At 72.7% G+C, this 19,287-nt stretch carries 20 protein-coding genes and 2 tRNA genes; 10 read left to right on the top strand and 12 right to left on the bottom strand.

Features of this window, described 5'->3' with window-relative positions:
• Nucleotide 1: 1 nt before the first annotated feature.
• Both coaD and AC2EAQ_RS07450 read left to right on the top strand, forming a co-directional pair.
• On the top strand, nt 2-508 hold the full coding sequence (gene coaD, locus AC2EAQ_RS07455; RefSeq protein ID WP_484641432.1) for a pantetheine-phosphate adenylyltransferase: 507 nt from the start codon (nt 2-4) through the stop codon (nt 506-508).
• A 10-nt stretch (nt 509-518) separates the two neighbouring features.
• A complete protein-coding gene (locus tag AC2EAQ_RS07450; RefSeq protein WP_484641429.1) occupies nt 519-794 on the top strand; it encodes a YfhL family 4Fe-4S dicluster ferredoxin in 276 nt (91 codons plus the stop codon).
• Here the strand turns inward: AC2EAQ_RS07450 and AC2EAQ_RS07445 are convergent.
• The 8 genes from AC2EAQ_RS07445 to AC2EAQ_RS07410 all read right to left on the bottom strand — a co-directional run bounded on the left by AC2EAQ_RS07445 (nt 785) and on the right by AC2EAQ_RS07410 (nt 7,039).
• Nucleotides 785-1,201 (bottom strand): DUF4124 domain-containing protein, encoded by a 417-nt coding sequence (locus tag AC2EAQ_RS07445; RefSeq protein ID WP_484641427.1) that lies wholly within the window; start codon nt 1,199-1,201, stop codon nt 785-787. The genes AC2EAQ_RS07450 and AC2EAQ_RS07445 overlap by 10 nt on opposite strands.
• On the bottom strand, nt 1,198-1,860 hold the full coding sequence (gene pth, locus AC2EAQ_RS07440; protein WP_484641424.1) for an aminoacyl-tRNA hydrolase: 663 nt from the start codon (nt 1,858-1,860) through the stop codon (nt 1,198-1,200). The genes AC2EAQ_RS07445 and pth overlap by 4 nt, the downstream gene beginning before the upstream one ends.
• Nucleotides 1,861-1,936: 76 nt before the next feature.
• On the bottom strand, nt 1,937-2,584 hold the full coding sequence (locus AC2EAQ_RS07435; RefSeq protein ID WP_484641420.1) for a 50S ribosomal protein L25/general stress protein Ctc: 648 nt from the start codon (nt 2,582-2,584) through the stop codon (nt 1,937-1,939).
• Between the two features lie 111 nt (nt 2,585-2,695).
• Nucleotides 2,696-3,658: a ribose-phosphate pyrophosphokinase gene (locus AC2EAQ_RS07430; RefSeq protein WP_484641416.1), complete on the bottom strand. Its 963-nt coding sequence runs from the start codon at nt 3,656-3,658 to the stop codon at nt 2,696-2,698.
• Nucleotides 3,659-3,702: 44 nt separating this feature from the next.
• Nucleotides 3,703-3,779 (bottom strand) — tRNA-Gln (locus AC2EAQ_RS07425).
• 43 nt (nt 3,780-3,822) lie between these two features.
• Nucleotides 3,823-4,719 carry a 4-(cytidine 5'-diphospho)-2-C-methyl-D-erythritol kinase gene (ispE, locus tag AC2EAQ_RS07420; RefSeq protein ID WP_484642753.1) on the bottom strand — a complete coding sequence of 299 codons (897 nt, stop codon included), beginning with the start codon at nt 4,717-4,719 and terminating at the stop codon, nt 3,823-3,825.
• A gap of 2 nt (nt 4,720-4,721) precedes the next feature.
• Complete coding sequence (locus AC2EAQ_RS07415; protein ID WP_484641412.1) at nt 4,722-5,282, bottom strand: outer membrane lipoprotein LolB; 561 nt, start codon at nt 5,280-5,282, stop codon at nt 4,722-4,724.
• Nucleotides 5,279-7,039 carry a tetratricopeptide repeat protein gene (locus tag AC2EAQ_RS07410; protein ID WP_484641408.1) on the bottom strand — a complete coding sequence of 587 codons (1,761 nt, stop codon included), beginning with the start codon at nt 7,037-7,039 and terminating at the stop codon, nt 5,279-5,281. The genes AC2EAQ_RS07415 and AC2EAQ_RS07410 overlap by 4 nt, the downstream gene beginning before the upstream one ends.
• A 69-nt stretch (nt 7,040-7,108) precedes the next feature.
• Here AC2EAQ_RS07410 and mutM point away from each other — a divergent pair, with 69 nt between their 5' ends.
• The 3 genes from mutM (at nt 7,109) to mutY (ending at nt 11,115) form a co-directional block, all read left to right on the top strand.
• Nucleotides 7,109-7,939, top strand: coding sequence for a bifunctional DNA-formamidopyrimidine glycosylase/DNA-(apurinic or apyrimidinic site) lyase (gene mutM / locus AC2EAQ_RS07405; protein WP_484641404.1), 831 nt, complete (start codon nt 7,109-7,111; stop codon nt 7,937-7,939).
• 126 nt (nt 7,940-8,065) lie between these two features.
• The gene (locus tag AC2EAQ_RS07400; protein ID WP_484641402.1) at nt 8,066-10,054 is read left to right on the top strand and encodes a dynamin family protein; all 1,989 of its coding nucleotides are present in this window, start codon (nt 8,066-8,068) and stop codon (nt 10,052-10,054) included.
• Nucleotides 10,054-11,115 carry an A/G-specific adenine glycosylase gene (gene mutY / locus AC2EAQ_RS07395; RefSeq protein WP_484641400.1) on the top strand — a complete coding sequence of 354 codons (1,062 nt, stop codon included), beginning with the start codon at nt 10,054-10,056 and terminating at the stop codon, nt 11,113-11,115. Before AC2EAQ_RS07400 ends, mutY begins: the two co-directional genes overlap by 1 nt.
• Nucleotides 11,116-11,268: 153 nt before the next feature.
• Here mutY and AC2EAQ_RS07390 read toward each other — a convergent pair whose 3' ends face one another.
• The 4 genes from AC2EAQ_RS07390 to AC2EAQ_RS07375 are packed head-to-tail and all read right to left on the bottom strand — an operon-like array spanning nt 11,269 to nt 15,340.
• On the bottom strand, nt 11,269-11,883 hold the full coding sequence (locus AC2EAQ_RS07390) for an LON peptidase substrate-binding domain-containing protein (protein ID WP_484641397.1): 615 nt from the start codon (nt 11,881-11,883) through the stop codon (nt 11,269-11,271).
• Nucleotides 11,880-12,746 carry an RNase adapter RapZ gene (gene rapZ, locus AC2EAQ_RS07385; RefSeq protein ID WP_484642750.1) on the bottom strand — a complete coding sequence of 289 codons (867 nt, stop codon included), beginning with the start codon at nt 12,744-12,746 and terminating at the stop codon, nt 11,880-11,882. Before rapZ ends, AC2EAQ_RS07390 begins: the two co-directional genes overlap by 4 nt.
• 8 nt (nt 12,747-12,754) lie before the next feature.
• Nucleotides 12,755-14,449 carry a DNA repair protein RecN gene (recN, locus tag AC2EAQ_RS07380; protein WP_484641395.1) on the bottom strand — a complete coding sequence of 565 codons (1,695 nt, stop codon included), beginning with the start codon at nt 14,447-14,449 and terminating at the stop codon, nt 12,755-12,757.
• The gene (locus AC2EAQ_RS07375) at nt 14,450-15,340 is read right to left on the bottom strand and encodes an NAD kinase (RefSeq protein WP_484641392.1); all 891 of its coding nucleotides are present in this window, start codon (nt 15,338-15,340) and stop codon (nt 14,450-14,452) included. It abuts the gene before it with no gap.
• Nucleotides 15,341-15,393: 53 nt separating this feature from the next.
• Between AC2EAQ_RS07375 and hrcA the strand changes: the two genes are divergently transcribed.
• From hrcA to AC2EAQ_RS07350, 5 genes are all read left to right on the top strand, one after another.
• Nucleotides 15,394-16,416 carry a heat-inducible transcriptional repressor HrcA gene (gene hrcA / locus AC2EAQ_RS07370; protein WP_484641390.1) on the top strand — a complete coding sequence of 341 codons (1,023 nt, stop codon included), beginning with the start codon at nt 15,394-15,396 and terminating at the stop codon, nt 16,414-16,416.
• Nucleotides 16,417-16,465: 49 nt separating this feature from the next.
• Nucleotides 16,466-16,539: transfer RNA gene (locus AC2EAQ_RS07365), tRNA-Ile, on the top strand.
• A gap of 20 nt (nt 16,540-16,559) precedes the next feature.
• Complete coding sequence (locus AC2EAQ_RS07360; RefSeq protein ID WP_484641388.1) at nt 16,560-17,468, top strand: LysR family transcriptional regulator; 909 nt, start codon at nt 16,560-16,562, stop codon at nt 17,466-17,468.
• A gap of 136 nt (nt 17,469-17,604) precedes the next feature.
• Complete coding sequence (locus tag AC2EAQ_RS07355; RefSeq protein ID WP_484641385.1) at nt 17,605-18,456, top strand: class II aldolase/adducin family protein; 852 nt, start codon at nt 17,605-17,607, stop codon at nt 18,454-18,456.
• Between the two features lie 100 nt (nt 18,457-18,556).
• Nucleotides 18,557-19,249: a DUF6781 family protein gene (locus tag AC2EAQ_RS07350; RefSeq protein WP_484641383.1), complete on the top strand. Its 693-nt coding sequence runs from the start codon at nt 18,557-18,559 to the stop codon at nt 19,247-19,249.
• Nucleotides 19,250-19,287: the final 38 nt, after the last annotated feature.

Here is a 19,287-nt window from a genome sequence, read left to right as displayed (position 1 = left end):
CGTGACCTCCGCCACCCGCCTCACCGCCGTCTACCCCGGCACCTTCGACCCGATGACGCTCGGGCATCAGGATCTGATGGCCCGCGCCAGCCGCCTGTTCGAGCGCCTGATCGTGGCCGTGGCCGCGGGCCATCACAAGCGCACGATGTTCACCATCGCCGAGCGCCTGCAGATCGCCAAGGAACTGGCCGCGCCCTACGGCAACGTCGAGGTGATGGCGTTCCGCGGCCTGCTGCGGGACTTCGTCGTGGCCAACGGCGGCAAGGTGGTCGTGCGCGGCCTGCGCGCCGTGAGCGACTTCGAGTACGAGTTCCAGATGGCCGGCATGAACCGCCAGCTGATGCCCGAGGTGGAGACCCTGTTCCTCACGCCGAGCGACCAGTACCAGTTCGTCAGCGGCACCTTCGTGCGCGAGATCGCCTCGCTGGGCGGCGACGTGTCCAAGTTCGTGGCACCGCTGGTGCTCGACCGGCTGCGCGAGCGCGTGGCCCAGGCCCCGAAGGACTGAGGGCCCCGCCATGGCCCTGATGATCACCGACGACTGCATCAACTGCGACGTCTGCGAGCCCGAGTGCCCCAACGACGCGATCTCGATGGGCGCCGAGTACTACGTGATCGACCCCGGCCGCTGCACCGAGTGCGTCGGCCACTTCGACGAGCCGCAGTGCGTGCAGGTGTGCCCGGTGGCGTGCATTCCGGTGAACCCGCGCCACGTGGAGTCGAAGGAATCGCTCTGGGCCAAGTACCGCCGGCTGCAGCAGGCAGCGGCCACGGCCGCACCGGATCAGGGCTGAAGCGGTGCGCCCTTGGCGGGCGGCGCGGTCTTCTTGATCGGTTTCGCGGGCTTGCGGTCCGCCTTGCGCTGGCTGTCGCCTGACGCAGCGGCGGAAGCGGCCTGCTCGGCAGCGGCATGGCGGATGTGCGCCGGGCCGCGGCGGGCCGCTTCGGATTCGGCCGCCTTGCGTTCGCGGGCCAGCCGTTCGCCCAGACGCTGCTCCCGCTTGACGATGTCCTGGGCCGTGCGTCGCTCGGCCGCGGTGCGCGGGTCGGCGGCGTCGACCGCGACGCCGGCCTTGCAGGGCGAGTCCATGTAGGTCACGCGGCCGCCCTGCTCGCAACGGTAGACCGGTTTCTGGCTCCAGGCCGGCGCGGCCGCACAGGCCAGCACCAGCGCCGCGAGCCCGGCCGGCCGGACGTTCACGCAGAAGGGCCTTCGGGGCCGCCGCTGCCGGGCGGCTGCGGCGGGCGCGGCGGTTTCGGGCGCGGCGGCTTGCTGGCGTGCACCTGCATCATGGCGCGTTCCATGTCGCCGGCCAGCAGCAGGTCGAGGGCGCCGAGGGAGCGGTCCATCGCCTCGTCGATGGCCTTGCGGTGCTCGGCCAGCGGCTTGCGCAGCACGTAGTTCACCACCTCGGCCTTGACCCCCGGATGGCCGATGCCCAGGCGCAGGCGCCAGTAGTCCGGCGTACCGAGCTGGGCGTGGATGTCCTTCAGGCCGTTGTGGCCGGCGGCGCTGCCGCCGAGCTTGAGCTTGACCTGGCCGGGTTGCAGGTCGAGCTCGTCGTGCGCGACGAGGATCTCCGCCGGCGCGATCTTGAAGAAGCGCGCCAGGGCCGAGACGGACTTGCCGGACAGGTTCATGAAGGTCATGGGTTCGAGCAGCCAGAGCGGGTCGCCGCCCTGGGCGGCGGGCCGGTTCACCCGGGCCACGAGCCCATGGTAGGAACGCTCGGGCTGCAGCGACGCACGCAGCCTCGAAGCCACCGCATCGATCCACCAGAACCCCGCGTTGTGGCGCGTATCGACATATTCGGGCCCCGGGTTGCCCAGGCCCACGAGCAGGCGGATCTTGTTCGTCATCGCGGTCGATCATAGGGCGCGCAGCCCATGAAAAAGGCCCCGCGAGCGGGGCCTTCCGGACAGCGAGCCCCAGGGCTCACTTCTTGTTCTGCTTCTCGTCCTTCTTCTTCTTGGCCGGGGCGGCGGCAGCCACCACCGGTGCGGCGGCCGCGGGCTCCTCGGCCTCTTCCTTGGGCACCGTCACCGCGACGATGACCGGGTCGATCTTGCCGTGGCGGACCCACTTGATGCCCTCGGGCAGCTTCAGGTCGCTGGCCTTGAGGCTCTGGTTCTTCACCAGGCCCGACAGGTCGATAGGCAGGAACTCCGGCAGCTGCGAGGCAAGGCACTCGACCTCGAGTTCGGTCGTCACGTGGCTGATCAGGCACTTGTCGGTCTTGACCGCCGGCGAGCTTTCCTCGTTGGCGAAGTGCAGCGGGATCTTCTTGTGCAGGCGCGTCGTGTCGTCGATGCGCTGGAAGTCCACGTGCAGCACGTTCTGCTTCCAGGGGTGCATCTGGAAGTCGCGCAGGATGACCTTCTGCACCTTGCCGCCGATGTCCATCTCGAGGACGGAGGCGTGGAACGCTTCCTTCTTGAGCGCGAAGTACAGCGCGTTGTGATCGAGCTCGATCATCTTGGGGTCGCCGCCGCCGTACACGATGCCAGGCACCTTGTCGGTCTTGCGCAGGCGGCGGCTCGCTCCGGTCCCCTGCAGGCTGCGTTCGTAGGCTACGAACTTCATGGTTTCACTCCGGTGGGTAGTGTGGAAGCCCGCGACCAGGCTTCCTTGGGTATGCAGGCCTTCGGGCCTGCGGCTGGGTGCGCTGCCGCCGACGGCGCCAGCGCTTCGTCTCTAGAAGTTGTTGTTCTGCTCCGCGAACAGCGAGGTCACCGACTCGCCGTCCGTGATGCGGCGGATGGTCTCGGCGAACAGGAAGGCCACCGACAGCTGGCGGATCTTCTGGCACGCCTTGGCCTTGTCGGACAGCGGGATCGTGTTGGTGATCACCACCTCGTCCAGGGCCGACGCCGCGATGCGCTCGATGGCCGGGCCGGAGAACACCGCGTGCGTGCAGTAGGCGTAGACGCTGCGCGCGCCGCGTTCCTTGAGCACCTCGGCGGCCTTCACCAGCGTGCCGGCGGTGTCGATCATGTCGTCCATGATCACGCAGTTGCGGCCCTCGATCTCGCCGATGACGTGCATCACTTCGGACACGTTGGCGGTGGGGCGGCGCTTGTCGATGATGGCCAGGTCGCAGCCGAGCTGCTTGGCCAGCGCGCGCGCGCGCACCACGCCACCGACGTCCGGCGACACGACCACCAGATCCTTGTAGCTCTTGCCCTTCAGGTCGGACAGCAGCACCGGGCTGGCGTAGATGTTGTCGACGGGGATGTCGAAGAAGCCCTGGATCTGGTCGGCGTGCAGGTCCATCGTGAGCACGCGCTCGACGCCGACGGTCTCCAGCAAGTTGGCCACCACCTTGGCGCTGATCGGCACGCGCGTGCTGCGCGGCCGGCGGTCCTGCCGCGCGTAGCCGAAGTAGGGGATCACGGCGGTGATGCGGCGCGCGCTGGCGCGCTTGAGCGCATCGACCATGATCAGCAGTTCCATCAGGTTCTCGTTGGTCGGCGCGCAGGTCGACTGCACGACGAACACGTCACGGGCCCGGACGTTCTGCTGGATCTCGACCGTGACCTCGCCGTCGGAGAAGCGGCCCACCGATGCCCGGCCGAGGTCGACGCCCAGGCTGGTCGCGATCTCCTGCGCCAGCGTGCGGTTGGCGTTGCCGGTGAAGAGCAGGGTGTTGAACAGCACGGCGGGGGTCTCGGGGCGGAGCTGGGCGGTGGTCTTGGAAGTTTTGGCAGGGGAGGAAGGACTCGAACCCTCGCATGTCGGAATCAAAATCCGATGCCTTAACCAACTTGGCGACTCCCCTACACAGGACCGGAGCTCGCGCTCCCGACCTTCAAACTCGCTGCTCAGTCGGCCCAGCCCCGCAGGGGATGCTCGTCCAGACTGCGGCACATCCGCCCCACCCAGCCCGGTGGCAGGGGGTCGGGCCCCCCGTCCGCCGGCCATGTCGCCAAGGGTTGGTCGTCCATGCCGTTCCTTGCGAACACCGCACTGCCCGAGCCGGTCATCCGGCTGTCGCCGAAGTGACGGTCCAGCCACCGGGCGGCCTGGGCCACGTCGGGGCATCGGTCCTCGGCCGGAACCTGAAGGTCGTTCCGACCCCAGGCCTGCTGTTCCCGGCTCCAGAACCCTGGCTTTGCAGCGTCCTCAAGAAAGCCCGAGAGTATAGCAGCGGGCGTGTCGCGGCGCAGCCCGGGGTGGGTGAAGATCTCCGCGGTGGGCAGCGCGGCGGGCGGCTTGACCACCGCGAACCACTGCCGGGGCACTGCCAGCGGGGTCAGCCGCTCGCCGATGCCCTCGACGAAGGCGTTGCGGCCGCCGACGAAGAACGGCACGTCCGCGCCGAGGCGGGCCGCCAGCGCCAGCAGGCGCTCGCGCGGCCAGCCCAGGCCCCACAGGCGGTTCAGCGCCAGCAGGGTGCTGGCGGCGTCCGAGCTGCCGCCGCCCAGGCCGGCGCCCCAGGGCACGCGCTTGTCCAGCGCGATGTCGACGCCCAGCGAGGTGCCGCTTTCGGCCTGCAGCAGGCGCGCGGCGCGCAGGGCGAGGTCGTCCGCGGGCAGCGCCGGGCCGAGATCGCGGCGGGCGAGGCGGCCGTCGCTGCGACGCTCGAAGTGCAGCAGGTCGCACCAGTCGACCAGCACGAACACCGACTGCAGCAGGTGGTAGCCATCGGCGCGCCGGCCCACCACGTGCAGGAACAGGTTGATCTTGGCCGGCGCCGGCACGTCGTACAGGGCTGCCAGGCTCACGACGGTCGCTCCAGTCGGGCGCGCAGCACGATGGCGGGGGCCCGGTCCCGCCGCGCCTCGACGATGCCGTCGGCGAACCGGGCCAGGCCGACGCGCCATTCCATCTGCTCGAAGCCCGCGGCGTCGAGTCCGCGGCTCGGGGCGTCGGGCCAGGGCCGGCCGCGCAGCCAGTCGGGCAGCGCCGCCAGCGGCACCGGCTCGCCGAACAGGTCGGCCGCCATCGCCTCGAGCGACACGAAGCGGCGCGATCCCTGCGCGTCCACGAGGTCGGTCCGGCCGGGCTGCCAGCGCACCTCGGCGAGCGTGGCGCCGAGCGGGCCGGTCAGGCGCAGCTGGCCTTCGCGAGCGCTGCCGCGCAGGTCGAAGTCGGCAGCAAAGCTGCGCGAGGGTGTCGCGTCGGTGGCCTGCACGGTGATCGCCAGCCGGCCGACGAGCGCTGCGCCCGCATCGCCCGTCGGCGGCGTGGCGCAGGCCAGCAGCAAGAGGGCGGGCAGCGCGGCGGCCGCCGCACGGCCCAGCGCCGCCCCCAGCAGCTGCCGGCGACCCGTCCCGCTCAAAGCCGGACCTGCAGCCGGGCCAGGGTCTCGCGCATCACCTCGTTGTCGGCGTCGCGCGCGCGGCCCTCGCGCCAGATGCGCCGCGCCTCGTCGCGCTGGCCGCTCACCCACAGCACCTCGCCCAGGTGGGCGGCGATCTCGGTGTCGGGCCGCGACGCGTAGGCGCGACGCAGGTGCTCCAGCGCGGCCGCCACGTTGCCCAGGCGGTATTCGACCCAGCCCAGGCTGTCGGTGATGAAGGGGTCGTTGGGCGCCAGTTCGAGCGCCTTGGCGATCAGCGTGCGTGCCTCGGGCAGGCGCAGGTTGCGCTCGGCCAGCGAATAGCCCAGCGCGTTGTACGCATGGTGATGGTCGGGCTTGAGCTCGATCACGCGGCGCAGCAGGCGTTCCATCTCGTCCAGGCGCGACATCTTCTCGGCCATCATGGCCTGCTCGTAGAGCAGGTCGGTGTCGTCGGGGAAGCGCGCGTTGGCCTGCACCAGCACCGCATGAGCGTCGGGCCAGCGCTTCACCTCGCGCAGCACCTGGCTTTCCGCCACGAGCTTGGCGCGCCCGTCCTCGGGGCGCCGTTCGGGCACCTGCTGCACCATCGCGCGGGCCTCGCGCACCTTGCCCTGGCGCGCCAGCAGCGTGGCGCGGCGGGTCTGCACCTCCAGCGCGCGCTGCGGGTCTTCCACCTTGTCCAGCCAGCGCGCGGCGGCCGTGGCATCGCCGCGCAGGTCGGCGGCCTGGGCCAGCATCAGCCAGGCCTGGGTGCGGCCGCCATCGCCGGCCGAGGCGGCGCCATCGTCGTCGTCGTCGGCATCGGAGGCGGTCTGCGGCCGGGCCGCCGGGTCGGCCTGCACCTGCAGGAACCGCTGCAGCGACGCTTCCGCATCGCGCGGCTGCCGCAGCTCGAGCTGCAGCGCGCCCAGTGTCAGCCAGGGGCCGGGCAGGTCGGGCCGGTCCCGTGTCACGGCGCGCAGCTGGCCTTCGGCGTCGACGTAGCGCTGCGCGTTGCTGAGCATCCGCACGTAGGCCAGCCGCACCGCCACGTCCGCCTTGGGCTGGGCGAGGTAGTCGGTGATCAGGCGCTCGGCGGCAGGCGTGGACGGCGCCAGGTCCAGCGCCAGCAGCACCGGCCCCGGGGCGTCGCGGTCGTCCGCGCGGGCCTGCTCGGCGCGCTGCAGGGCGCGGGCGGTGTCGCCGGCCTGCCACCAAGCGCGGCCGCTGGCCACCCGCGCCGCGGTGCGCGTGGGCTCGGCGTCGAGGTAGGGCTTGAGCGCTTCGTCGAGCTGCTGGGCGATCTGGCGCTTGTCGGCCGCGCGCTGCCACAGGCGCGGCAGCGAGGCGATGACGCCGGCGCGCTCGGCCGCGGGCGTGCGCGCCAGCAGGGCCTTCACCGGCTCGGCCATCTCGGCGCCGCGGTTGAGCGCGGCCAGAATCTGCAGCTCGAACCGGACCGCGTCCAGCGACTCCGGCAGCGCGATGCGCCAGGCCCGCGACGCGGCCAGCGCCTGGTCGCCCGCGCGCGCCTGCAGGGCCACTTCCACCGAGCGGCGGAACAGGCCCTCGTCGCGGGTGCGCCGGGCGGCGTCGATGAACTTGGCGAACGCGGACGCGGCGTCGCCCTCACGCAGGTCCAGTTCGGCCAGCAGCAGCTGGTAGAACAGCGGGGCGTCGAGGGCGGACGACGCGGGCACCGACTGCGCCTGCGCCGGCGCGGCCTGGAACGACAGCGCAAGGGCCAGGGCCAGCGAGGAGAGGCGGCGGTTCATGGTCGATCCATTCTAGGCAGCGGGCTGGTCCGCTGCGTTGCAACAAGTGCCGCTTCTATCATGCGGCGCATGCCCGAGTTGCCCGAGGTCGAAGTCACGCTGCGCAGCTTCGCGGACCGCATCGCCGGCGCCGAGGTGCGGTCGCTGCGCCTGGGCCTGCCGCTGCGCTGGCCGCTCGGGCGCGATCCGCAGGCCTTTGCCGGCTGCCGCGTGGGCACGCCGACGCGCCGCGGCAAGTACCTGTGGCTGCCGCTGTCGCGCCAGGGGCGCCCGGAGGGCGGGCTGCTGCTGCACCTGGGCATGTCGGGGTCGCTGGCCTTCGGCGACGCGCCCGGGCCGGCCGGGCGCCACGACCACTTCGACCTGGTCACGAGCCTTGGCGTGCTGCGCCTGACCGACCCGCGCCGCTTCGGCGCCGCCGTCTGGTCGCCGGCGCTGGACCAGCCGCCGGCGTCGACCCTGCTGGCCCGGCTTGGGCCGGAACCCTTCGATCCGGCGCTGACGCCCGAGGCCTTCCACGCCGCCCTGCACCGGCGCCGCACGGCGGTGAAGGCGGCGCTGCTGTCGGGGGAGCTGGTGGTGGGCGCGGGCAACATCTATGCCTGCGAGGCGCTGTTCGACGCCGGCATCGACCCCCGCACGCGCTGCGACCGCATCAGCCGGCCGCGCGCCGCGCGGCTGCTGGCCAGCGTGAGGACGACCCTGGCGCGGGCGCTGGCGCTGGGCGGCTCGACGCTGCGCGACTTCCGGGACGCCCATGGCATGGACGGCGCCTACCAGGCCCAGGCCGCGGTCTACGGCCGTGCCGGCCAGCCCTGCTCGCGCTGCGGCGGCACGGTACGCCGCATCGTGCAGGGCCAGCGCTCGACCTTTCTGTGCACCGGCTGCCAGAAGCGCTGAAGGGGCGGCCTGGCGGGGGCCGGCGTGCGACAAGCTGCACGTCCGGCAGGAAGCCCCTGTCAGCAGATGTTTCGGGGCGCAACCGGCCATCGGCCTTGCGCTAGGATGCCCCGCGACCCCGCCGCCATGGACGAACAGGATCACTCCCCCTCGCTGGCCGGCCAGCTCGACGCGCTGGCGGCGTGGCGGCGTGCGCTCGAACGCCAGGCCGGCGACCTGCTTCGCTTCATGCAGGAGCACGACGTGGCCGACGAGGCCAGCGAACGCCAGATCGTCGCGCTGCGCGAGCGGCTGGACACCGACCGCCTGTGCGTGGCCTTCGTGGCCGAGTTCTCGCGCGGCAAGTCCGAGCTGATCAACGCCATCTTCTTCGCCGACACCGGCCGGCGCATCCTGCCGGCCACGCCCGGCCGCACCACGATGTGCCCGGTGGAGCTCGGCCACGACGCCGCGACGCCGCCGGTGCTGGCGCTGCTGCCGATCGACACCCGGCTGGAGGCGCAGTCCCTGAACGAGCTGCGCGCCCGCCCCGACGCCTGGACGCGCATCCGCCTCGACCCCGGTTCGCCCGACAAGCTCGCCGACGCGCTGACCGAGGTGATGCGCACCAAGGCGGTCAGCGTGGACGTGGCCCGGGCGCTGGGCTTCTGGCGCGACGACCAGCCCGACGACAACCCGCCGCTGATCGCCGACGGCCTGGTGGAGGTGCCGGCCTGGCGCCACGCCGCGATCAACTACCCGCATCCGCTGCTGCGGCGCGGCCTCGTGGTGCTGGACACGCCGGGCCTGAACGCCATCGGTGCCGAGCCCGAGCTGACCCTGTCGCTGCTGCCCGCGGCCCACGCGGTGGTCTTCATCCTCGGCGCGGACACCGGCGTCACCAAGTCGGACCTCGCCGTCTGGCGCGACCACCTCGGCGGCCAGTCGATGGTGCGCTTCGTGGTGCTGAACAAGGTGGACACGCTGGAGGACCCGCTGCTCACGGCCGAGGCGATCCAGGCCCAGGTGCGCAGCCAGGTCGAGAGCACGGCCGCGACGCTGGACGTGGAGCCGGCGCGCGTGTTCCCGCTGTCGGCGCGTCGCGGCCTGGCCGGCCGCATCGACGGCCATCCGGCCCAGCTCGCCGCCAGCGGCCTGCCCCAGCTTGAGGACGCGCTGGCGTCGCAGCTGCTGCCGCGCCGGCGCGAGGTGATCCAGGCCCTGGTGACCGACACCGCCCAGGCGGTGGAACAGCAGGCCAGCCGCCGCCTGTCGGACCAGCGGCGCCAGATCGCCGAGCAGATGCTCGAGCTGCGCGGCCTGCGCGGCAAGAGCAGCGGCAAGGTGACGCTGATGCTCGAGCGCGTGGACGCCGAGGCGCGCGACTTCGAGCGCTGCACCGAGCGCCTGATGGCGCTGCGCGCCGTGCACACGCGCATGCTGCGCGACCAGCTGCAGGGCCTGGCCAGCGACGTGCTGCGCGACGAGGTGGCCCAGATGCAGGACGAGGCCGCCGCCACGATGTTCAACCTGGGCGCGCGCAAGGCCTTCCTCGCGCTGTGCAACCGCCTGCGCGTGCGCGTGACCAAGGCGCGCGAGCGCGGCGCCGAGATCAACGAGATGCTGCAGGCCAGCTTCCGCCAGCTCAACACCGACTACGGCTTCGCGCTCAGTCTGTCGCGCCTGCCCTCGCTGGAGCGCACCGACCGCGAGCTCGACCTGATCGAGCGCAGCTACGTGCAGTACCTGGGCCTGTCGCATGCGCTGCGCCTGGCCGAGCCGCGCTTCATGGAGCAGTTCCGCCGCATGCTGCTGTCCAAGCTGCGCATGGCGTTCGAGAACGCTAGCGGCGACATCGAGCTGTGGCACAAGTCGGCGTCCAACCAGATCGACTCGCAGCTGCGCGAGCGGCGTCGCGGCTTCAAGCGGCGCCGCGAAGGGCTGGAGCGCATCCAGGGCGCGGCCGGCGAGCTGGACGCCCGCATCGCCGACCTGGAGGCGCAGGACCAGCGCCTGCAGCAGCTCGCCGCCCGCGTGCGCGAGCAGCTGGCCGAACTGCGCCAGGCCTCGGCCGCCGCGGGCGACGGCGCCGACACCATCGCCGCCCCGCCGGCCGGCCGCAGCGCGGTCGGCTGATGGCCGCCACCGACCCGGCGAGCGCGGCCATCGCGCCGCGGGTGATCGACTGGCAGCGCCGCCACGGACGCCACGACCTGCCCTGGCAGGGCACGCGCGACCCGTACCGGATCTGGCTGTCGGAGGTGATGCTGCAGCAGACGCAGGTGAGCACCGTGCTGGCGTACTACCCGCGCTTCCTGGCCCGCTTCCCGGACGTGGCCTGCCTGGCCGCGGCGTCGGAGGACGACGTGCTCGCACTGTGGAGCGGCCTGGGCTACTACAGCCGGGCGCGCAATCTGCATCGCTGCGCCCGCGCCGTGGTGGCCGATCACGCGGGACGCTTCCCGGCCAGCGCCCAGGCGTTGGCCGAGCTGCCGGGCATCGGCCGCTCCACCGCCGCGGCGATCGCTGCTTTCGCCTTCGGCGAGCGGGCCGCCATCCTGGACGGCAACGTCAAGCGCGTGCTGACCCGCGTGCTCGGCTTCGGCGACGACCTCGCCGTGGCCGCCCACGAGCGTGCGCTGTGGGCCCAGGCCGAGGCCCTCCTGCCGGCCGAGGGCATCGAGCCGTACACGCAGGGCCTGATGGACCTCGGGGCCACGCTGTGCAGCGCGCGCAACCCGCGCTGCGACGCCTGCCCGCTGGCCGACACCTGCGTGGCCCGCATCGAGGGCCGTCCCCAGCGCTACCCGCTCAAGACGCGGCGCACGCGGCGCAGCCAGCGCGCCAATGCCCTGCTGTGGCTGGTGCAGGGCACCACGCTGTGGCTGTCGCGCCGCCCCGCCCAGGGCGTATGGGCCGGCCTGTGGACGCTGCCGCTCTTCGACACGCCCGACGCGTTGCAGCCCGTGCTGGCCGCCTGGCCCGGCCGCACCGAGACCCTGCCGCCGGTCGACCACGCGCTGACCCACTTCGACTGGCACCTGCAGCCCATGCGCCACGTGCTGCCCGCCCGCCTGTCCTCCGCCACCCGCCAGCGCATCGAAGCCGAGCTGCCCGAGGGTCAATGGTTCGACCTGGCAAAGGCGCTTGAGATGGGCCTGCCCGCACCCATCCGCAAGCTGATCAGCGCGGCGTAGATCCCGAACCGCCGCAACCCACACGGCCGCGAAGCCGGCCGCCCCTCAGCAGGCGCCGCGGGACCGGCTCTGCCGGCCCGCAGGCGCCGCCCCCCTGGTTCCTGAAGGGAACCCTGTCGGGTTCCGGGGGAGCCGCGAAGCGGCAACGGGGGGTCAACTGACCAAGCCCTTGCCCTTGAGGTACTCGTGCACCAGCTTCAGCCGCGCCTGCGGATCGGGCAGCAGCATCAGCTTGTGCCGCGCCGCCAGCGGTATCGGCAGCACCTCGCACCAGCGGTTGGCCACCCAGCCCGCGTCGTCCAGCGCGAAGGGCTCGGCGAACGGCACGCGTCCCTGCTGCTCGCGCAGCGACGCGATCAGCTGCTGCAGCGCCTGCACGGTGGCGAAGCACTCGGGCTCTGGGGCCACGCGGTCGTCGGCCGGCAGCAGCTGCACGTCGGCCGTCCACAGGCCGTCGGGCTGGCGCTGCGGCGTGCCGGCGATCTCGAAGCGGTCGGTGCCATGGCAGCGCACGCGCAGCAGGTTGGCGCCCTCGGCGTCCACCTCGTCGATGTGCGCCAGCACGCCCTGCATCTCGAAGCTCACCGCGTCACGGCCGACCTCGGCCCCGGCGGCGATGCACACCACGCCGAAGGGCTCGCGCTCGCGCATGCAGCGGCTGACGAGGTCGAGGTAGCGCGTCTCGAACACCTTGAGCTGCAGCACGGCGCCCGGAAACAGCACGCTCTTCAGCGGGAACAGCGCCAGCGCGCGCAGCGCGCCCGTCACGTCAGGGCGTCCTGCTCGCGGTGGCGCACCAGCGTGGCGGCGCGCGCCGCGAAGCGCTGCGCCAGCTGCTCGGCGGCGTACACGGATCGGTGCTGACCCCCGGTGCAGCCCAGCGCCACCGTGAGGTAGGCGCGCTGGCCGTCGTCGAAGGCGTCGAGCCAGCGGCCGATGAACGCTTCCACCTGCGACAGCATCTCGCCCACCTCGGGCTGCTGCTGGAGGTATTCCGCCACCGGGGCATCGCGGCCGGTCAGCGGCCGCAGCTCGCGGATGTAGTGCGGGTTGGGCAGCACGCGCAGGTCGAACACAAAGTCGGCGTCCAGCGGCACGCCATGCTTGAAGGCGAACGACTCGAACACCAGCGTCAGCGAGGTGCCCCGGGTGCCCACGGCCGCGCGCAGCCAGCGCGCCAGCTGGGCCGGCCGCAGCTGGCTGGTGTCGATCACGGTGGACAGCTCGCGCAGGCCGGCGAGCAGCTGCCGCTCCAGCTCGATCGCGTCGACCAGGGCGCGCGGCGACGAACCCTCGCTGTCCGACGACAGCGGGTGCGGCCGGCGCGTCTCGGAATAGCGGCGCACCAGGGCGTCGGTGCTGGCGTCGAGGAAGTAGGGGTGCACCGCCACGCCCTCGTTGCGCAGCTCGCCGATCAGCGGCAGCAGGTGCGGCAGCGAGCCCGCGCTGCGCACGTCCACACCGATGGCCACCTTGCGCGCGCCGCGCTCGCGTTCCACGTCGATGAAGTCGCGCAGCAGTTCGGGCGGCAGGTTGTCGACGCAGAAGTAGCCCGCGTCCTCCAGCGCATGCAGCGCGACGGACTTGCCCGAGCCCGAGATGCCCGTGACGAGCACCAGGTCCTGCGTCACCGGTTCCGTCATCGCGCGGGCCGCCGGGTCTTGGCGCTGCGCGACGGCGCGGCGGCAGCGGCCGAGCCCAGCAGCTCCTGCGCATGCGCCACGCTGGTGGCCAGGCGCTCGCCGCCGAGCATGCGCGCGACCTCGGCCACGCGCTCCTCGCCCGCCACCGGGCGCACGTCGGACTGGGTGCGCGCGCCCTGGGCGTGCTTGCTGACCACGAAGTGCAGGTCGCCGCAGGCCGCCACCTGGGCCAGGTGGGTGACCGCGAGCACCTGGCGCTCGCGCCCGAGCTGCTTCATCAGACGCCCCACGGTGTCGGCCACCGCGCCGCCGATGCCGGCGTCGATCTCGTCGAAGATCAGCGTGGCGGCGCCGCCGGTGTGGCGTGCGGTGGTCACCGCGATGGCCAGCGCCAGCCGCGACAGCTCGCCGCCGGAGGCCACCTTGGCCAGCGGGCGCGGCGTGCTGCCGGCATGGCCGGCGACGCGCAGCTCCACCGATTCCAGGCCGAAGGACTGTGGCTCGTCCTGCGGCAGCAGCGCCACCTCGAAGCGCCCGCCCGCCATGCCGAGCTGCTGCATCGCCTGCGTGACCGCGTCGGACAGCACCGGCGCGGCCTGGCGGCGGGCGCGGCTCGCGCGCTCGGCCTCGGCGCGCCAGGCGGCCTGCGCCTGCGCCACGGCGCGCTCCAGGCCGTCGGTGTCGGCCGACGCGTCCAGCGCGGCCAGCTCGGCGCGCCACTGCGCCAGCAGCGCGGGCAGTTCCTCGGGCGGGCGCCGGAAGCGCCGCGCCAGGCCGATCCAGGCCGACAGCCGCGCGTCCAGCTCGGCCAGCCGCTCGGGGTCGAGGTCGGTGTGCTGCAGGTAGCCCGACAGCGAGTGCGCCGCGTCGGCCAGCTGCGCATGCGCGCCCTGCAGCACCTCGGCCACCGGAGCCAGGCGCGGGTCGATGCGGGCCGCGTCGGCCAGCGCCTCGGCGGCGCGCAGGGTCAGCGCCGCGGCATTGGTGTCGGCGTCCTCCACCGCGTCGAGCGCGCCGCGCGCGGCGTCGATCAGCGTCTGCGCATGGGCCAGGCGCTGGTGCTCGGCATTGATCTCGTCCCATTCGCCGTCGCCGGGGGCCAGGCGCTCCACCTCGCCGACCTGCCAGGCCAGGCGCTCGCGCTCGCGGGCGATCTCGGCACCGGCATGGCGTGCCCGCTCCAGCGCCGCCGAAGCGTCTTTCCAGCGCGACCACAGCGCGGCCAGCGGCGCCGCGTCGACGCCCGCCTCGGCGTCGAGCAGCGCGCGCACCGCCGCGGGCCGGGTCAGGCTCTGCCAGGCGTGCTGACCGTGGATGTCCACCAGGGCGTCCGCCGCCTCGCGCAGCTGGGTCACGGTGGCCGGGCTGCCGTTGATCCAGGCGCGGCTCTTGCCCTGGGCGTCGATCGTGCGGCGCAGCAGCAGCGAGTCCGCGCTCGCATCGAAGCCGGCCTCGTCGAGCCAGCCCGCGAGGCCGGGCACCGGGTCGAACTCGGCCGCGATCTCGGTGCGCGCCGCGCCCTCGCGCACCACCAGCGCGTCGCCGCGGCTGCCCAGGGCGAGCTGCAGCGCGTCGACGAGGATCGACTTGCCCGCACCCGTCTCGCCGGTGAGCACCGAGAAGCCGGGGCCGAACTCGACCTCGAGCTGCGACACGATGACGAAGTCGCGCAGCGACAGGCGCCGGAGCACTTACACCACCCCTTCGTACCAACGCAGCTTGCGTCGCAGCGTGGCGTAGTAGCTCCAGCCCTTGGGGTGCAGGAAGCGCACCCGGTGCGCCGAGCGCTTCATGCGCACCTGGTCGCCGTGCAGCAGACTGGCCAGGCCCTGCATGTCGAAGTTGGCCGACGCGTCGCGGCCGGCCACCACGGTCAGGCGGATCTCCTCGCCGTCGGGCAGCACGATGGGGCGGTTGGACAGCGTGTGCGACGCGATCGGCACCAGCACCCAGCCGCCGATGCGCGGGTGCAGGATCGGCCCGCCGGCCGACAGCGCGTAGGCGGTGGACCCGGTGGGCGACGCCACGATCAGGCCGTCGGCGCGCATGTTGGCGACGAACTCGTCGCCGATGTCCACCCGCAGCTCGACCATGCCGGCGGTGGCGCCGCGGCTGACCACCACGTCGTTGAGCGACAGGCCGGTGAAGAAGCACTCGCCGTCGCGCCAGACACCGGCGTCGAGCATGGCGCGGTGCTCCTCCTCGTACTCGCCGCGCATCATCGGCCCCAGGGCGTCGCGGAAGCGGTCCACCGGGATGTCGGTGATGAAGCCCAGGCGCCCCTGGTTGATGCCCACAAGCGGGATGTCGAAGCGCGCCAGTTCGCGCGCAATGCCGAGCATGGTGCCGTCGCCGCCCACCACCACGGCCACGTCGCAGTGGCGGCCGAGATCGGCAGCGTCGAGGGCGTCGAAGCCGGCCAGGCCGGTGGCCTGCGCCGTGGCGCGCTCGAGCGACACGTCCAGGCCCTCGGCGGACAGGAACTGCGCCACCTCGTCGAGCAGCTCGCGCATGCCCTGGGCCTGCGGCTTGCCGACGACCGCGGCGTGACGGAAGCGCTGGTGCGGACGCTCTTTGCCCATGCGGCGGATGATAGGGCCGGCGCCGGCGCCCGAGGCGCGGTAAATTCAACTCCATGGACGATCGCGCCAAGTCCCTGCTGAAAACCCTGGTGGAGCTGTACATCGCCGAGGGCACCCCCGTGGGCTCGCGCACGCTGTCGCGTGCCTCGGGGCTGGAGCTGTCGCCGGCGACCATCCGCAACGTGATGGCCGACCTGGAGGAGATGGGCCTGATCGTCAGCCCGCACACCAGCGCCGGCCGCATCCCCACCGCCAAGGGCTACCGCGTCTTCGTCGACACCATGCTCACCGCGCGGCCGCTGGAATCGCTGCAGGCCCAGTTCGGTGCCGGCGCGCGCGAGCAGCTGCAGGCCGGCCAGCCCGGCCGCGTGATCGCCCATGCGGCGCAGATGCTGTCCAGCCTGTCGAGCTTCGTCGGCGTGGTCACCGCGCCGCGCAAGGCCAGCGTGTTCCACCACATCGAGTTCCTGCGCCTGTCCGAGCGCCGCGTGCTGCTGATCCTGGTGGCGCCGGACGGCGACGTGCAGAACCGCGTCATCGTCACCGCGCGCGACTACACCCAGTCCGAGCTGGTGGAGGCGGCCAACTTCGTCAACTCGCACTACGCCGGCCTGACCATCGACGCCGTGCGCGAGCGGCTGCAGCAGGAGGTGGAATCGCTGCGCACCGAGATCGCGTCGCTGATGCAGGCCGCGGTGCAGGCCGGTACCGAGGCGATGGCCGAGAGCGATCCGGTCGTGGTCAGCGGCGAGCGCAACCTGCTGGCGGTGCAGGACTTCGGTCAGGACCTCGGTTCGCTGCGCAAGCTGTTCGACCTGTTCGAGCAGAAGACCGAGCTGATGCGCCTGCTGGACGTGTCCAGTCGCGCCGAGGGCGTGCGCATCTACATCGGCGGCGAGTCCGGCGTGGTGCCCTACGAGGAGCTGTCCATCGTCAGCGCCCCCTACGAGGTGGACGGCCAGGTGGTCGGCACGCTGGGCGTCATCGGTCCCACGCGCATGCCCTACGACCGCATGATCCAGATCGTGGACATCACCTCCAAGCTGGTCAGCAACGCCCTCAGCGGCCAGCGCTGAACAGGATCTTCCCGGGGCCGCGTGCCTGCGCTGCCTAGAATGGCCTCGCGGGCCGTTAGCTCAGTCGGTCAGAGCAGAGGACTCATAATCCTTTGGTCGTTGGTTCGATCCCAACACGGCCTACCGCGCCTGCCCGGCTGCCCATGAAAGACAACCGCCTGCTGGAGATGCGCGTGTTCTGCGCCGTGGCGCAGACCGGCGGCTTCACCGCCGCGGCGCACCTGCTGGGCACCAGCCAGCCCTTCGTCAGCGAGACCGTCACCGCGCTGGAGCGCCGGCTCGGCGTCAAGCTGCTGCACCGGTCCACCCGCACCCAGCGCCTCACACCCGAGGGCGAGACCTTCCTCGCGTCGTGCCGCCGCCTGATCGACGAGGTGGACTCGGCCGAGGCCGCGCTGCGCTCGGGCGAGCCGTCGGGCGAACTGCGTGTGACCGCGCCGCGCGCCTTCGGCACCGACCAGGTGCTGCCGCGGCTGCCGGCGTTCCTGGCAGCGCATCCGCGCATCGCGTTGCGGCTGTCGCTGTCCGACGCCACGGCCAACCTGCTGGAAGACCACTTCGACGTCGCGGTGCGCATGGGCCGCCTGGCGCCGTCGTCGCTGAGGAGCCGCACGTTGTGCCGCCTGCAGCGGGTGGTGGTGGCGTCGCCGGCCTACGTGGCCGCGCACGGCGAGCCGGCCACGCCGCAGGACCTGGCCGGCCGCGAGTGCCTGCTCTGGGACGGCCCGCTCGACCACCTGAACCGCTGGCCCTTCGTGGTCGACGGCCGTCCGCTGGAGCTGCCGGTGCAGGGGCGCCTGCGCAGCAACGACGGCACCGTCCTCTACCAGATGTGCATCGCCGGCCTGGGCATCATGCGGCTGGCCGAGCACCTGGCGCTGCCGGCCATCCGGCGCGGCGCCCTGGTGCCGCTGCTGGTGCCTTTCCAGGCCCGCGACGACACGGCGATCCACGCGGTGTTCCTGCCCGAGCGCGAGCCGGTGCCGCGGGTGCGCGCCTTCGTCGACTACCTCGGGTCGGTGTTCGCCACGCCGCCATGGACCGTGCCCTGAGCCCGGCGCCGACCTGGGCCCGCGCCGCGGCGATCCATTGCCGCGGGCGATAGCAGCTATCGCGCAGGCGGGCTTGGCGGGCGCGCCCGCCAAGCCTAGATTCGCGGTTTTCGACTTCCCGCCGAAGGCCCGCGCCATGCAGGACACCCTTGCCCGCCCCGCCACGACGCCCGCAGCCGCCCCGGCGCGCAAGCGCGAGTCGGTCTACCAGCCCACGCAGGAGGGGCTGAAGTTCCCCGAACTGCCCAGCTTCGCCACGCCCGCCGAGGAGCGGCGCCACCGCAAGGAGCGCCTGGCCGCGTCCTGCCGGGCCTTCGCGCTGCAGGGCTTCGACTACGGCTTCGCCGGCCACCTGACCGTGCGCGACCCGGAGCACCCGGAGCTGTACTGGACCAACCCGATGTGCGTCCACTTCTCCAACGTCAAGGTCAGCAACCTGATCCTGGTGGACCATGCCGGCAAGGTGGTCGAGGGCGAATACGCGGTCAACCGCGCCGGATTCGTGCTGCACGCGGCGGTGCACGAGGCGCATCCGGAGATCATGGCGATGTGCCATGCCCACACGCTGTACGGCACGGCCTATGCCGCGCTCGGGCGGCCGCTGGCGCCGATCACGCAGGACGCGGCGGCGTTCTTCGAGGACCACGCCGTGATCCGCAGCGAGGCCGGCCAGGTGGCGGTGGAGGAGCGCGCCGGCCTGTCGGTGGCCGACCACTTCAAGGGCGTCAAGGCGGTCATCCACCAGAACCACGGCCTGTTCACCTGCAGCCAGCACGGCATCGAGTCGGCGGCGTTCTGGTTCATCGCGCTCGAGCGCTGCTGCCACCAGCAGCTGCTGGTCGACGCCAGCGGCCATGCGCCGGTGCTCGTGCCCGAGCAGCGCAGCCGCTTCAGCCGCGAGCATGTCGGCAGCGACTACATCGGCTGGCTGCACTTCCAGACGATCTACGACCAGCTGGTGCGCACCCAGCCCGACCTGTTCGACTGATCGCCGACCCGCTGATCGACTGATCGACCGCAAGCGCCGCGCTTGCGGCGCCGCCGCGGCGGTGCGAGCATCGGGGCACCACCACGAGGAGACTCCGGCCATGCCCCAGCGCGCCTTCGACCCCGATGCCCTGATCTCGATGTTCGAGAACGCGAGCGCCACGCAGAGCGCCCGCCTGCAGAAGGCCGTCACCGACGCCACGCTGGCCGCGCTGCGCGGCCGCGAGCTCACGCTGGCCAACATCCGCTCGTCGCTCGACTCGGTGGCCAAGGCGGTGAGCGCCGGCGCGGCGAAGAACCCGCTCGGCGGCGAGGCCGTCGAGGGCATGCTCGACAAGGCGGTGGCGGGCATGGACGCTGCGCTGCTCAAGGCGGTGCAGGCCAACCAGACCGCGCTGCGGCAGTTCGCCGACCGCGGCGTGGACCTGCGCGAGAAGCATCTCAAGAAGGCCATCGACGACCTCGACAAGTTCGACGACCTGCTGATCGGCGCCGTGAAGAAGGCCGCCTCGGCGGCCGGGCCGATGGCCGCGCCCTGGCAGCAGGCGATGGAGAAGCTCCAGGCGGGCGGCTCGATGGCCGGCCTGTCGGCCGCCAGGACCGCCGAGGAGTTCGCCGAGCAGATGGGCGCGGCGATCAAGTCCACCCGCAATGCCGGCGTGCGCGCGGCCACCGTGCTGGCCGAGAGCTACGCCGCGATGGCCAGCGGCGTGCTGGTGGGGCTGTCCGAGGCGATGTCCCAGGGCGGTGCGGCGGAGCCGGCACCGAAGAAGCCGGCCGCGCGCAAGCGCTGACACCGGCGCCGGCGCGCCAAGCCGGCCGTCCGGGCGCG

The sequence above is a fragment of the Aquabacterium sp. T101 genome (assembly GCF_057219775.1).
The sequence above is the reverse complement of the archived record's forward strand: the minus strand, read 5'-3'. Positions and strand labels throughout refer to the sequence as shown.